11 protein-coding genes and 2 pseudogenes are annotated in these 13,827 nt (G+C 69.8%); 1 reads left to right on the top strand and 12 read right to left on the bottom strand.

The genetic code is table 11. From position 1 onward, the window contains the following. The 11 genes and pseudogenes from HMPREF0591_RS08640 to HMPREF0591_RS08590 all read right to left on the bottom strand — a co-directional run. A pseudogene (locus tag HMPREF0591_RS08640) lies at window positions 1-325 on the bottom strand (ComF family protein); the annotation flags it as partial. Window positions 326-361: 36 nt separating this feature from the next. Then, complete coding sequence (gene lpqB / locus HMPREF0591_RS08635; RefSeq protein ID WP_007168099.1) at window positions 362-2,119, bottom strand: MtrAB system accessory lipoprotein LpqB; 1,758 nt, start codon at window positions 2,117-2,119, stop codon at window positions 362-364. Beyond that, a complete protein-coding gene (mtrB, locus tag HMPREF0591_RS08630) occupies window positions 2,119-3,801 on the bottom strand; it encodes an MtrAB system histidine kinase MtrB (RefSeq protein WP_083801948.1) in 1,683 nt (560 codons plus the stop codon). Before mtrB ends, lpqB begins: the two co-directional genes overlap by 1 nt. Window positions 3,802-3,814: 13 nt before the next feature. Continuing rightward, the gene (gene mtrA, locus HMPREF0591_RS08625; protein ID WP_007168097.1) at window positions 3,815-4,501 is read right to left on the bottom strand and encodes a two-component system response regulator MtrA; all 687 of its coding nucleotides are present in this window, start codon (window positions 4,499-4,501) and stop codon (window positions 3,815-3,817) included. Window positions 4,502-4,581: 80 nt separating this feature from the next. Further along, window positions 4,582-5,271, bottom strand: a complete 690-nt coding sequence (locus HMPREF0591_RS08620) for a dTMP kinase (protein WP_007168096.1) — start codon at window positions 5,269-5,271, stop codon at window positions 4,582-4,584. Window positions 5,272-5,385: 114 nt separating this feature from the next. Further along, window positions 5,386-6,858, bottom strand: coding sequence for an adenosylhomocysteinase (ahcY, locus tag HMPREF0591_RS08615; protein WP_040621436.1), 1,473 nt, complete (start codon window positions 6,856-6,858; stop codon window positions 5,386-5,388). 110 nt (window positions 6,859-6,968) lie between these two features. Next, a complete protein-coding gene (gene alkX, locus HMPREF0591_RS08610) occupies window positions 6,969-7,622 on the bottom strand; it encodes a TetR family transcriptional regulator AlkX (RefSeq protein WP_065482106.1) in 654 nt (217 codons plus the stop codon). A 26-nt stretch (window positions 7,623-7,648) separates the two neighbouring features. Then, window positions 7,649-7,831: a rubredoxin gene (locus HMPREF0591_RS08605; protein WP_007168093.1), complete on the bottom strand. Its 183-nt coding sequence runs from the start codon at window positions 7,829-7,831 to the stop codon at window positions 7,649-7,651. A 59-nt stretch (window positions 7,832-7,890) separates the two neighbouring features. Next, window positions 7,891-8,055, bottom strand: a pseudogene (locus HMPREF0591_RS08600) (rubredoxin); the annotation flags it as partial. Next, window positions 8,052-9,293, bottom strand: a complete 1,242-nt coding sequence (locus tag HMPREF0591_RS08595; protein ID WP_007168091.1) for an alkane 1-monooxygenase — start codon at window positions 9,291-9,293, stop codon at window positions 8,052-8,054. The gene HMPREF0591_RS08595 and the pseudogene HMPREF0591_RS08600, both read right to left, overlap by 4 nt. Before the next feature lie 277 nt (window positions 9,294-9,570). Further along, window positions 9,571-11,082 carry an APC family permease gene (locus HMPREF0591_RS08590; RefSeq protein ID WP_007168090.1) on the bottom strand — a complete coding sequence of 504 codons (1,512 nt, stop codon included), beginning with the start codon at window positions 11,080-11,082 and terminating at the stop codon, window positions 9,571-9,573. 99 nt (window positions 11,083-11,181) lie between these two features. Here HMPREF0591_RS08590 and HMPREF0591_RS08585 point away from each other — a divergent pair, with 99 nt between their 5' ends. Next, window positions 11,182-12,576 (top strand): FAD-dependent oxidoreductase, encoded by a 1,395-nt coding sequence (locus HMPREF0591_RS08585; protein WP_167310141.1) that lies wholly within the window; start codon window positions 11,182-11,184, stop codon window positions 12,574-12,576. Window positions 12,577-12,592: 16 nt separating this feature from the next. Here the strand turns inward: HMPREF0591_RS08585 and manA are convergent, their stop codons facing one another. Beyond that, window positions 12,593-13,819, bottom strand: a complete 1,227-nt coding sequence (manA, locus tag HMPREF0591_RS08580) for a mannose-6-phosphate isomerase, class I (protein ID WP_007168088.1) — start codon at window positions 13,817-13,819, stop codon at window positions 12,593-12,595. Window positions 13,820-13,827 lie beyond the last annotated feature (8 nt).

Here is a 13,827-nt window from a genome sequence, read left to right as displayed (position 1 = left end):
CCGACCGCCGCGTCGGCGCCGGCACGACGGTCAGCGGCGTTTCGACGATGCCCCAGGACAGCAGCCGGTGCACCCCGGTGGCCAGCGCGCCCGCCAGCGGGCCGACGAGGTCGGCGCGGCCGTGCTCCTTGAGCGCCAGGATGGCCCGCCGGCGGGCGCCGGCGTAGCGGCCGAGCGCGAACACCGGCACCCGCGGGTCGACGCGGGGGTTGACGACGTGCGGCTGGTCGGCGGCCACCCACAGTTCCCGGGCGCAGGCCGCACACCAGCGGGTCGACGGCTCCCCGCAGCCGCCGCACTGCAGCGGCAGGACCAGGTCGAGCATGGGGCCAGTGTCGCGACCGGGGGTGACATCCCGCCGCTAGCCCGGCAGCACCGGCGCGGCGCCGAAGACCCCCAGCCCGGGCACCCCCGACCACGCCTGCTGGCCCTCGGCGGCCGACGCCGAATACTGGAACACCCCCTGGGGGGCGCCCACGTAGATCGTCGACGGGTTGGCGGCGACCGTGATCACCGGCATCTGCAGGCCCCGGGCGGGCGCGTCGGAGTTCACCCCGTCGAGGTTGACGTAGGACACCGGGTGGCTGGCGTCGGTGCGGGTGACGACGATGTCGTCGCCGGTGCGCCAGGACAGCGACACCACCGAGTTGCCGAGCCCGAAGCCGAGCCGCCGCGGGTAGGTCAGGGCGTACTGGCCGGCCTGGGTCTGCTCCACGCTGGCGAGGATCACCTGGCCGCCGATCACCATCGCGGCGCGCGTGCTGTCGCGGGACAGCTGCAGGTCCGTGATCGGCCCCGGGAAGCGGCTGGACACGGCGACGGAGTCGACCGGGATGCGGGCGGGCTGCCCGGTCGCCGGCTCCTGGATCGCGCGCAGCACGTTGTTGCCGTCCACCACCACCCAGACCGCGTCGTCCAGCGACCAGCTGGGTCGCGACAGGCTGTGCCCGTCGGCGGACTGGACCGCCTCACCGCCGAGGTCACCGATCCACAGCGACGCCGCCTCGTCCGGCGCGCCCCGGTGCAGCGTGACGACGGACGCCACCTGGCGCCCGCTGCGCGACAGCGCGGCGCCGGTCTGGTCGCCCATCCGCCCGAACGCGCCGGGCACGTTGGTGAAGCGCTGACCGTCCAGCGATACCAGCGAGCCGTTGATCAGGGCGTGCAGCCCGGCGCCCGCGCCGTCGGCCACGCCGGGGTCGGTCGCCGCGACGTCGGAGGTCGTCCACCCCTCGGCGAACCTGTCGTCCAGCGGCGCGCCGTCGGCGTTGATCACGTACGGGCCGCGGATGTCGGCCCTGGCCAGCGTCCAAATGATCTGTGCGGCAAGCAGAGCCCGGCTGTGCGGATCGGTGGTGGACAGCTTCTCCAGGTCGATGCGCGCGCCGCCGTACCCGCGGCCGATCCCGTTCTTGCCGCCGTCGGCCCGGGTCACCGGTCCGCGCAGCCGCAGCGGCGGGGCGAGCAGGTTGCGGACCGTGTGGGCCATCTCCGGCCGCGGACCGGCGATCAGCTTGGACACCAACTCCGTGGCCAACTGATCGTGATCGGCGACCGCGACGTAGCGCGGATCGGGAACCACCGTCTTGCCGGTCGGGTCGGCGAAGTACAGCGTGTTGCGCTTGTAGGTCGACTGGAACTGCTGCCAGTCCAGGAACACGCCGTTGGGCAACTTGTCGATGCGCCAGCCGCCCGAGGTCTTGACCAACTCGATCGGGCCCGGGTCAGGCAGCACGCCCTCGGCGGTCTCGAACACCCCCATGTCCGACAGCGACCCCAGGATGTCGGCCCGCATGGTCGCCGAAACCCGTTCGGCGGCACGGGTTTCCACGAACACCACGTGGTCGATCAGCAGCGCGCTACCCGCGTCGTCCCAGGCGTTGGACGCCGACTGGGTGAGGAACTGCCGGGCGGCGAGGTGCCGGTTCGCGGGATCGGCTGTGGCCTTGAGGAATTCGCGCAGCAGCACGTCGGGGTCCATGCCCGGGGTCGGCTTCGGAAGGTTCGACGGCGCCGGCCGTTCGACGGTGCCGATGGCCTGGGGGGCCGACGAGCTGGGCACGCCCGCGCAGCCGGCCAGCAGCATCGCGGCCGCCAGGAGCCCGAGCAGGCGCCGCATCAGCCGCTCCTCTCCGCGTGTTCGCGTTGCCGCGAGCGGTCTTTGGCGTGTTGCGGGCCCGTCGTTGTCGTCGCGGCCGGCGGGATGGGCTTTATCGGCAGCGGGCTGGTGGTGACCTTGTGGCCGCGCACCAGCGGAAGGGTCAGCCGGAAACAGGATCCCTCGCCGGGTTCGCCCCACGCCTCCAGCCGGCCCTGGTGCAGGCGGGCGTCCTCCACGCTGATCGCCAGGCCCAGCCCGGTGCCGCCCGACCGGCGCACCCGCGACGGGTCGGCCCGCCAGAACCGGCTGAACACCAGCTTCTCCTCGCCGGGCCGCAGCCCCACCCCGAAGTCGCGGACGGTGACGGCGACGGTGTCCTCGTCGGCGCCCATCCGGATCTGCACCGGCTTGTGTTCGGCGTGATCGATGGCGTTGGCGATGAGGTTGCGCAGGATCCGCTCCACCCGCCGGGTGTCGACCTCGGCGATCACCTCCTCGGTGGGCAGGTCGACCAGCAGCTCGATGCCGGCGTCCTCGGCCAGGTGGCCCACGTTGCCCAGCGCGCTTTGCACGGTGGTGCGCAGGTCCACCGCCTCGACCGACAGCTCGGCCACACCCGCATCGTGGCGGGAGATCTCCAGCAGGTCGTTGAGCAGCGACTCGAACCGGTCGAGTTCGTTGACCATCAGCTCGGTGGACCGCGCCAGGGTGGGGTCGAGGTCGGCGCTGTGGTCGTAGATGAGGTCGGCAGCCATCCGCACGGTGGTCAGCGGGGTGCGCAGCTCGTGGCTGACGTCGGAGGTGAACCGGCGCTGCAGGTTGCCGAACTCCTCGAGCTGGGTGATCTGGCGGGACAGGCTCTCGGCCATGTCGTTGAAGGACACCGCCAGCCGGGCCATGTCGTCCTCGCCGCGCACCGGCATCCGTTCGGACAGGTGCCCCTCGGCGAACCGTTCGGCGATCCGCGACGCCGACCGCACCGGCACCACCACCTGGCGGGAGACCAGCAGCGCGATCCCGGCGAGCAGCACCAGCAGCACGGCGCCGCCGGTGATCATCGTGCCGCGCACCAGCGTGATGGTGGCCTGCTCGTTCTTCAGCGGGAAGATCAGGTACAGCTCCAGGTTGGCCACCTGCGACGACGCCGGCGTGCCGATGATCAGGGCCGGACCGGAGAAGCCGTCGGTGTGCACGGTGGCGTACTGGTAGGACGCCTGCCCGGCCTTGACGAACCCGCGCAGCGAGTTGGGCACCTGGTCGACCGGACCGGCCGTCGTCGCCGCGCGCGGCCCGTCGCCGGGCACGATCAGCACCGCGTCGAACGCGCCGGCCAGCCCGGCGCCCGACGCGGGGTCGGTCTTGGACGTCAGCGTGTTGCGGGCCAGCTGCAGGCTGCTGTCCAGTGAGCGGGTCTCCTCGCCGCTGACGATCCCGCCGACGGTGGTGCGCGCGCGTTCGATCTGCTCGATGCCCGCCTTGACCTTGACGTCGAGCACGCGATTGGTGACCTGAGACGTCAGCACGAACCCGAGGGCCAGGATCACCGCCAGGGACAGCCCGAGCGTCAGCGCGACGACCCGCAACTGCAGCGACCGGCGCCACGCGGTGCCCACCACTCGACTCACTGCGCCCATGCCGCGAGTCATGGGCCCCGAGCGCCCCCACCGACTCCTAGTGCGTCGCCGAGAGCCCCAGATCACCTACACCGTCCGGTCACGGAGGTCCGGCCTTGTAACCCACTCCTCGAACGGTCAATACCACGGTCGGGTTCTCAGGGTCTTTCTCAACCTTGGCCCGCAGACGCTGGACGTGCACGTTCACCAGACGGGTATCCGCCGGGTGCCGGTAGCCCCACACCTGTTCGAGCAGCACATCACGAGTAAACACCTGCCGCGGTTTGCGCGCCAACGCGACCAGCAGGTCGAATTCCAGCGGTGTCAGGGAGATCTGCTCGCCGTTGCGGGTGACCTTGTGGGCCGGCACGTCGATCTCGACGTCGGCGATCGAGAGCATCTCGGCCGGCTCGTCGTCGTTGCGCCGCAGCCGCGCCCGCACCCGGGCCACCAGCTCCTTGGGCTTGAACGGCTTCATGATGTAGTCGTCGGCGCCCGACTCCAGGCCGAGCACCACGTCCACGGTGTCGGTCTTGGCCGTCAGCATCACGATCGGGACGCCCGAATCGGCGCGCAGCACGCGACAGACGTCGATGCCGTTCATGCCGGGCAACATCAGGTCCAGGAGTACCAAGTCGGGGCGCAGTTCGCGCACCGCAGTCAGGGCCTGGGTCCCGTCACCGATGACCGCGGTGTCGAAACCCTCCCCACGCAACACGATGGTGAGCATCTCGGCCAGCGAAGCGTCGTCATCGACGACCAAAATCCTTTGCCTCATGGAGTCCATGGTGTCACCAGAACGGGACAAAACTGGCGCGCCACACGGGCGTTTCTTGCGCCGAGCCGCAAATATGGATGCAAAATCGGTCAAATTCCGTCGCCCGGCGCCCCCGGGGGGCCCTCCCGGGCCGTTGCGGGGACGTCTTTGGCGCCGACGAGGGTGGCGGCCAGCCGGCCCGGATCGACGTCCGCGTCGGCCACCAGCCAGGGCCCGCCCCAACCGGCGGCCGCCAGCTCCGCGTACACCGCGCCGGTGCGCAGCTGCAGCTCGTCGTCGCGTTCGTAGCTGTCCCGCGCCCGTCCCGGGTCCGACTCCGCCCGGCTCCGGGCGCGCTGGCCGGCCAGATCGGCCGGCACCGCGAGCAGCACCTGCCAGTCGGGCGCGGGCAGCCGCAACCGCCGGTACTCGAACTCGAGCACCCAGGCGGCCGCCGCCCCGCCCGCGCCCTCGTGCAGCCGCGCGGCGCTGTAGGCCGCGTTGGACGCGACGTAGCGATCCAGGATCACCACGTCGTGGTCGCGGCGCAGCGCCTCGATGTCCTCGACGGCCCCCGCCCGGTCGAGCGCGAACAGCATCGCCATCGCGTACACCGACGCCGCCAGGTCACCGTGCCGGCCGTGCAGGGCCTCGGCCGCGACGTCGGCGGTCACCGATTTGCCGTAGCGGGGGAAGCCCACGATCGCCACGGACTTCCCGGCCGCCTCGAAGGCCTTGCGCAGCCCCTCCGACAGGGTCCGCTTGCCCGCGCCGTCGACCCCTTCGATCGCGATCAGCACGGCGCCAGCCTAAGCCCGCCACCGAACTGGGGGCACCTCCCGCTTGCGGGGGACACGCTGGCGTGACACTCGACGCCGAACGCCACGCTGGCGTGACATTCGGGCCTGGGCCGCTCAGTAGCGGTAGTGGTCGGCCTTGTAGGGGCCGTCGACGTCGACGCCGATGTACTCGGCCTGCTCCTTGGTCAGCTTGGTCAGCTTGCCGCCGAGCGCCTCGACGTGGATGCGGGCCACCTTCTCGTCGAGGTGCTTGGGCAGCCGGTACACCTCGTTGTCGTACTCGTCGTTCTTGGTCCACAGCTCGATCTGGGCGATCACCTGGTTGGAGAAGCTGTTGCTCATCACGAACGACGGGTGGCCGGTGGCGTTGCCGAGGTTCAGCAGCCGGCCCTCGGACAGCAGGATGATCGACTTGCCGCTGTCCTTGAACGTCCACACGTCGACCTGCGGCCGGATGTTGGTCTTGGTGGCGCCGGAGCGCTCCAGCGCGGCGACCTGGATCTCGTTGTCGAAGTGCCCGATGTTGCCCAGCACCGCGTAGTCCTTCATCGCCTTCATGTGGTCGAGGGTGATGATGTCCTTGTTGCCGGTCGCGGTGATGACGATGTCCGCGGTGCCGATCGCGTCCTCGACCGTCTCGACGTCGTAGCCCTCCATCAGGGCCTGCAGCGCGTTGATCGGGTCGATCTCGGTGACGACGACGCGCGCGCCCTGGCCCTTGACCGACTCGGCGCAGCCCTTGCCGACGTCGCCGTAGCCGCAGACCAGCACCTTCTTGCCGCCGATCAGCACGTCGGTGCCGCGGTTGATGCCGTCGATCAGCGAGTGCCGGCAGCCGTACTTGTTGTCGAACTTGGACTTGGTGACCGAGTCGTTGACGTTGATCGCCGGGAAGGCCAGGTCACCGGCCGCGGCGAACTGGTAGAGGCGCAGCACGCCGGTGGTGGTCTCCTCGGTGACGCCCTTGACCGACTCGGAGATCTTGGTCCACTTGTCCTTGTCGGTCTCGAAGCGCTTGCGCAGCAGTTCGAGGAAGACCTTCCACTCGCTGGGGTCGTCCTCCTCGGCGGGGGGCACCACGCCGGCCTTCTCGTACTGCGCGCCGCGCAGCACCAGCATGGTGGCGTCGCCGCCGTCGTCGAGGATCATGTTCGCCGGCTCGTCCGGCCACGTCAGCATCTGCTCGGCGGCCCACCAGTACTCTTCCAGCGTCTCGCCCTTCCAGGCGAACACCGGCACACCCTTGGGCTCCTCGGGGGTGCCGTGCGGGCCGACGACCACCGCGGCGGCGGCGTGGTCCTGGGTGGAGAAGATGTTGCACGACGCCCACCGGACCTGCGCGCCCAGCGAGACGAGGGTCTCGATGAGGACCGCGGTCTGCACTGTCATGTGCAGCGAGCCCGAAATCCGCGCCCCCTTGAGCGGTTGCACCTCGGCGTACTCGCGCCGCAGCGACATCAGGCCCGGCATCTCCTGCTCGGAGAGCTCGATGTCCCGGCGACCGTATTCCGCCAGCGACAGGTCGGCGACCTTGAAATCGATGCCGTTGCGGACGTCGGCGGTCGGCGAACTTTCGGTCGTCGTCATAAATCTCATTCCTTCTGCGGCTTAGGTTCGAAGAGGATTACTTAGCTTAGGTATGCGCTCTGACGCCACTGTAGTCGGCGGCTCGGGCGCCGGCTGGCGTCAGGGGACCGTCAGGGGACGTTGACGACGCCGTGCCGCTCGGCGAACGGCGTCATCAGGCGCGCCAGGTCCGCCGCCACGTCGTGGTCGGCCTCGGGGGGCATCGACACGTAGCTCATCGCCAGCCGCACGATCGCCCGCGCCAGCACGCCGGCGTCCTCGTCACTGGTGGCCACCCAGCTGTTGGTGAACGCCGCGCTCAGCCGGCCGGACGCCCGGGTGATGATGGGGCCGCTGTCGGTGGTGATGATCTGCAGCAGGTCGGGCTTGGCGACGCCGGTCAGCAGGGAGATCACCAGCGGGTCGGCCGCGGACTCCGCGAAGAACGCCCGAAAGCCCTGCAGGAACGCCTCGTAGATGTTGCCGACGTTGGCGTCGATGGCGGCCTGGACGGCATCGACCAGCCGGTCGGCCAGGCGCAGGGCGTACCCCTGCGCCAGGCCTTGCCGCGAGCCGAACTCGTTGTAGATGGTCTGCCGGCTGATGCCCGCGGCGCGGGCCACGTCCGACAGCGTGACGGCGGACCAGTCGCGGGTCAGGAGCAGCTCCCGCATCGCGTCCAGCACCGAGTCGCGCAGCAGGACGCGCGACGCCTCGGGGTACGGCATCCGCTTCACAGGCGCGACAATAGCCGGTTTCGCGAGGACCGCCGCCCCTTCAACCATGTTCGTGTCAACCATGTTCGTGTCGGTCACGAACGAGCGATCTCGACCATCTCGAAGTCGGACTTCGCCGCCCCGCAGTCCGGGCAGCTCCAGTCCTCGGGGATGTCGTCCCACCGGGTCCCGGGCGCGATGCCGTCCTCCGGCCAGCCCTTGGCCTCGTCGTATTCGAATCCGCACTGCACGCAGACGAAAAGCTTGTAGTCGCTCACTGTTTCACTCCTATCCAATTGTCCGGCTTCTCCTCACCCGCTTGCGCGGCTGCATCGTCGCCGGACGTCCCTTCGAAATCGGCCTTCTCGCGCACCGCGCAATCGGGGCAGCACCAGTCGTCGGGGATGTCGGCGAATGGCGTGCCCGCGGGAAAGCCTTCCCGCGGGGCGCCATTCGCTTCGTCGTAGACGTAGTCGCAGCCCGGGCAGCGGTAGGCGCTCACGCGGGCACCCCGTAGCGCGCCAGCACCCGCTCGCGCACCCGCGGGTGGATGTTGACCCGGGTGATGTCGCCGTCGTAGTGCTCCAGCACCCGGTGGTCCATCACCTTGCGCCACAGCGGCGGGACGTACGTCAGCGAGATCATCGACGCGTACCCGCTGGGCAGGTTCGGCGCCCCCGCCATGCTGCGCAGCGTCTGGTAGCGCCGGGTCGGGTTGGCGTGGTGGTCGCTGTGCCGCTGCAGGTGGTACAGGAACAGGTTGGTGACGACATGGTCGGAGTTCCAGCTGTGCACCGGCGCGCAACGCTCGTAGCGGCCGTTGGCGTTGCGCTGCCGCAGCAGCCCGTAGTGCTCCAGGTAGTTGACGGACTCCAGCAGGCTGAAGCCGAAGACGGCCTGGATGATCACGAACGGGATGAGCGCCGGGCCGAAGACCGCGATCAGCGCGCCCCACAGCACGACCGACATCAGCCACGCGTTGAGCACGTCGTTGGACAGGTAGGTCTTGGGGTTCCAGGGGCTGGCGCCCTGCCGGCGGATGCGCTGGGCCTCCAGCCGCAGCGACGAGCGCAGGCTGCCGAAGACGCTGCGCGGCAGGAACTCCCAGAAGGTCTCGCCGAAGCGGGCCGACGCGGGGTCTTCCGGCGTGGACACCCGGACATGGTGGCCGCGGTTGTGCTCGATGTAGAAGTGGCCGTAGCAGGTCTGCGCCAGCGTGATCTTGGACAGCCACCGCTCCAGCGCGTCCTTCTTGTGTCCCATCTCGTGGGCGGTGTTGATGCCGACGCCGCCGAGCACACCGACCGACAGGGCGACACCCAGCTTGCCCGCCCAGCCCAGGGCGCCGTCGTAGCCGAGCCAGCTCAGGTTCGAGGCGGTGAACAGGTAGGCGCCGAACACCACGCTGAGGTACTGGAACGGAATGAAGATGTAGGTGCAGTAGCGGTAATACTTGTCGTTCTCCAGTTGCTCCATCACCTCGTCGGGCGGGTTCTGCCCGTCGGGCCCGAAGCGCAGGTCCAGGATCGGCAGCAAGACGTAGACCAGGATCGGGCCGATCCACAGCAGCGCCTGCGAGCCGGTCTGCCAGCCGAGTGAGTTCATCGCCCAGACCAGCGGCAGCACCACGAACAGCGCCGTCGGGGCGATCAGCCCCATCAGCCAGAGGTGCCGCTTCTTGTCCCGCCACGCGGGCGGGTCGGACGCTTCCGGGGTCACCTGCGGTTCGAGTGTGGTCATATGCCAAACCTCCTTGTGAGTCACGCCACCTTGAAGATTGACAATATCGCCATTTGCGTCTCTTGTCTAGACATACAACATACATTTGTAAAGCCATCGAGCCGAGCGGCGGATGCGGGCGCAGTTCCGCCGCTGGGTGTGCGCCTACGGCATTGAATGTGCGGTCAGGGCGCGGATCCGGCCCGTTTTCCGCCCACGATGCACCGCGAAAGCCGCGCGCGCACGCGCAAAGCCCACGCGCATGGTGGACGGGCTGAACTCCCGCGAGCCGGTCGGCCTACGCCGCCGCGGACGTCGCGTCGGGGTCGGGTTCTTTATCGGGATGCCCGGCGTCCCGGCGGCCCTGCACGGAGTGCCGGTACCCGTAGCCGACGTAGATCGCGGTCCCGACGACCAGCCACACCGCGAATCGCACCCAGGTCAGCGCCGTGAGGTTGACCATCAGCCACACGCACGCGCAGATCGAGGCGATCGGCAACACCGGCACCCACGGCGCCCGGAAGCCGCGCTCCAGGTCCGGCCGGGTGCGGCGCAACACCATGACGCCCGCCGAGACCAGGACGAACGCGAACAGCGTTCCGACGTTGACCATCTCCTCGAGCTTGGCGATCGGGAACACCGACGCGGTCGCGGCCACCACGATCGCGACGAGCACGGTGATCCGGACCGGGGTGCCGTGCGAGCCGGTCTTCGCCAGCTGCCGCGGCAACAGGCCGTCGCGCGCCATCGCGAACAGGACCCGGCACTGGCCGAGCATCAGGACCATCACCACGGTGGTCAACCCGGCCAGCGCCCCGATCGCGATGATCTTGCTGGCCCAGTGGATGCCGTTGGCCGTGAACGCCGTGGCGAGGTTGGCCGGCTTGTGGCCGGGCACGGTCTTGAGCTGGGTGTAGGACACCATCCCGGACAGCACCACCGAGACCGCCACGTAGAGCACGGTCACGATCGCCAGCGACGCCAGGATCCCCCGCGGGACGTCGCGCTGGGGCCGCTTGGTCTCCTCGGCCATGGTCGCGACGATGTCGAACCCGATGAAGGCGAAGAAGACGATCGACGCGCCCGCCAGCACGCCGTACCAGCCGTAGTGGCTGCTGTGCGCCCCGGTCAGCAGCGACAGCACCGACTGGTTGATGCCCGAGGCCTCATGCCCGGCCTCGGGCTTGGGAATGAACGGCGAGTAGTTGGAGCCCTTGATGTAGAAGGCCCCGACGACGACCACCAGCAGCACCACCGACACCTTGATGCCGGTGATCACCGCGGAAAACCGCGACGACAGCTTGGTGCCCAGCGCGATCAGGGTCGCCACCCCGGCCACGATCAGCAGCGCGCCCCAGTCCAGGTTGACCGACCCGAGCTCGGTTGTGCCACCGGCGAATCCGAACACGTTGCCCAGGTAGCTCGACCAGCCCTTGGCCACGACCGCCGCGCCGATCGCCAGCTCCAGCAGCAGGTTCCAGCCGATGATCCAGGCCAGGAACTCCCCGAAGGTGGCGTAGGAGAAGGTGTAGGCGCTGCCCGCGACCGGCAGCGTCGAGGCGAACTCGGCGTAACACAGCGCCGCCAGCGCGCAGGTGATCGCCGCGATCACGAACGAGATCCAGATGGCCGGGCCGGTGATGTCGCCGGTGGTCGACGCGGTCACCGTGAAGATACCGGCGCCGATCACCACCGCGACCCCGAACACGACGAGGTCCAGCCAGGTCAGGTCCTTGCGGAGCCGGGTGTCCGGTTCGTCGGTGTCGGCGATCGATTGTTCGACCGACTTCATCCGCCATCGGTTGGCCATCCGTCGCCCTTTCCCATCTCCTGGGACCCATTGGTCCGTCACAGTACTGGGTACCCTGCCGAAATGGCGGACACCAAAGCAAACACCAGGGACCATGCGGTGGTCATCGGAGGCAGCATCGCCGGCCTGTGCGCCGCGCGGGTGCTCTCGGACCACTACGCCCGCGTCACCGTCTACGAACGCGACGAGTTGCCGAGCACGCCGTCGAACCGGGCGACGGTGCCGCAGGACCGGCACCTGCACATGCTGATGGCCCGCGGCGCAAGGGAGTTCGAGAGCCTGTTCCCCGGACTGCTCGACGACATGGTGGCCGCCGGCGTGCCCATGCTGGAGAACCGGCCCGACTGCATTCACCTCGGCGCCGCGGGCCACGTGCTGGGCACCGGCCACACCCTGCGCGACGAATTCACCGCCTACGTGCCCAGCCGTCCGCACCTGGAGTGGCAGTTGCGCAAACGCGTGCGCGACACCGACAACGTCACGATGGCGCGTCGCTCGGTGACCGAACCGCGGTTCGACCCGGCGCGCCAGCGGGTGACCGGGGTGCTGCTGGACGCCGACGGCGCCGCCGGCGGGGACCCCGAATTCGTCGCCGCGGACCTGGTCGTCGACGCGGCGGGGCGGGGCACCCGGCTGCCGGTGTGGCTGGAGCAGTGGGGATACGACCGGCCGCGGGAAGACCTCCTCGACATCGGCATCAACTACGCCACCCAGCGGTTCCGCATGCCCGAGGGTTTGATCAAGGAGAAGGTCGTGGTCGCCGGCGCCGCCCACGACAAGTCGCTCGGGCTGGGCATGCTCTATTACGAGGACGGGACGTGGGTGCTCACCACGTTCGGGGTGGCCAACGTCAAGCCCCCGCGCACCTTCCCGGAGATGCTGACGCTGGCCGGGGAGCTGCTCCCGGCCCACTTCGGCACCGCCCTGGCGCGGGCGGAACCCTTGGGGGACCCGGCCTTTCATGCCTTCCCGGCCAGCCGATGGCGCCGCTACGACAAGCTGGACCGCTTCCCCGCCGGCATCGTCCCCCTGGGCGACGCCGTTGCCAGCTTCAACCCCACCTTCGGGCAGGGCATGACGATGACGTCCCTGCAGGCCGGTCACCTGCGGCGCGCGCTCGCGGGCCCCGACGACCAGTTGGCCGCCGACCTGAGCCGGGCCACCGCCAAGACCACGTTCCCCGTCTGGATGATGAACGCCATCGGTGACGTCACCTTTCACCACGCCGGCACCAAGGGACCCGTCCCCTGGTGGTGGCGCCCGTCCGGCGCGCTCTTCGACCAATTCCTGGGGGCCGCCGAGACGGATCCGGTTCTGGCGGAATGGTTTTTGCGCCGGTTCTCGCTGCTGGACAGCCTCTATATGATCCCGCCGCCGCGCATCGTCGGCCGGGCCATGGCGCACAACCTGCGGCTGTGGCTGGGCGAGCGCCGCCGGGCCGCCCGTGGCGATCGCGAGCGCGGCGAAGCCGGGCGATGCGGGTCGCCACTATAAGACCGCCGGCGCCCCGTCACAGCCCCACGGTCGCCCTGAACAGCTTGGTGGGCTCGCGCGCGACGAGCCGGATCGGGGTGTCGTCGGCCGCCACCCAGGCGGCCATCCCCCGTCGCAGGGTCAGCGACCCGGACTTGCCGTGCACGGTCGTGCACCCCTCGGTGCACAGCAGGATCTGCGGACCCTCGTGGCTGCACGAGGCGTCGACCTCGTGCCCCAGGTAATCGCCGTCGAGCTCGAGCAGCGCGACCGCGAACTCGTCGGCCGGGGTCTCGTAGATCAGGCCGAAGCCCTCGCGGCGGACCGCCGGCCGCACCTGGGCCTCGGTGGTCGGGGTGAAGTCCAGCACCCGCAGCAGCTCGGGGACATCGACGTGCTTGGGGGTCAGGCCGCCGCGTAACACGTTGTCGGAATTGGCCATCACCTCCACCGCGAAACCGCGCAGATAGGTGTGCAGGCTGCCGGCCGACACGAAGATCGCCTCGCCCGGGGCGAGCATGATGCGGTTGAGCAGCAGGGCCGCCAGCACCCCGGCGTCGCCCGGATAGCGCTCACCGAGCTCGAGCACCGTCTTGGCCTCGCCGGCGAATTCCGTTGCCCCGGAGCTGATGTACTCGATGGCGCCGTCCAGCACGGCGGGCACCAGCGCGTCGATGTCGGGCTGCGGCGCGGTGATCCAGGTGGTGAACAGCGCCCGCAGGCCGTCGGCGTCGGACTGGTCGTTGAGCAATTCGATGTAGGGGTCGAGGTCGGACACGGCCAGGGCCCGCAGCAGCTCGACGGTGCGGGAAGCCTGCCGGAAGCCGGCGAGCGCCTCGAACGGCTGCAGGGCCACCAGCAGTTCGGGTTTGTGCGAGGTGTCGCGGTAGTTGCGCACCGGGGAGGACAGCGGGATGCCCAGCCGCTCCTCACGCAGGTAGCCCTCGGCGGCCTGCGCCGCGCTGGGATGGGCCTGCAGGGACAGCGGCTCGTCGGCCGCGAGCACCTTGACCAAAAACGGCAGCACGTCACCGAACCGGGCGCGCGCCCCGGGGCCGAGCTGCCCCTCGGGGTCGGCGACCAGCGCGTCGAGCAACGAGACCTCGCCGGTGCCGGTTTCCAGCCAGGCCGGGTCGCCCGGGTGCGCGCCGAACCAGAGCTCGGCCTCCGGATGGGCGGCCGGAACCGGGCGTCCGGTGAATTCCGCTATGGCGGTACGCGATCCCCAGGCGTACGTGCGTAAGGCCCCGCGAAGCAGTTCCACTGTCCTAT

Origin of the sequence: Mycobacterium parascrofulaceum ATCC BAA-614 (assembly GCF_000164135.1) — a bacterium.
GTDB lineage: Bacteria > Actinomycetota > Actinomycetes > Mycobacteriales > Mycobacteriaceae > Mycobacterium > Mycobacterium parascrofulaceum.
This window is presented reverse-complemented; position numbering and strand designations above follow the sequence as displayed.

Bases quoted from the DNA above. Each gene is read 5' to 3' on its own strand.
- mtrA (WP_007168097.1), bottom strand. From the start codon at position 4,501: ATGGACTCCATGAGGCAAAGGATTTTGGTCGTCGATGACGACGCTTCG.
- HMPREF0591_RS08590 (WP_007168090.1), bottom strand. From the start codon at position 11,082: ATGGCCAACCGATGGCGGATGAAGTCGGTCGAACAATCGATCGCCGAC.
- lpqB (WP_007168099.1), bottom strand. From the start codon at position 2,119: ATGCGGCGCCTGCTCGGGCTCCTGGCGGCCGCGATGCTGCTGGCCGGC.
- alkX (WP_065482106.1), bottom strand. From the start codon at position 7,622: ATGGTTGAAGGGGCGGCGGTCCTCGCGAAACCGGCTATTGTCGCGCCT.
- HMPREF0591_RS08595 (WP_007168091.1), bottom strand. From the start codon at position 9,293: ATGACCACACTCGAACCGCAGGTGACCCCGGAAGCGTCCGACCCGCCC.
- ahcY (WP_040621436.1), bottom strand. From the start codon at position 6,858: ATGACGACGACCGAAAGTTCGCCGACCGCCGACGTCCGCAACGGCATC.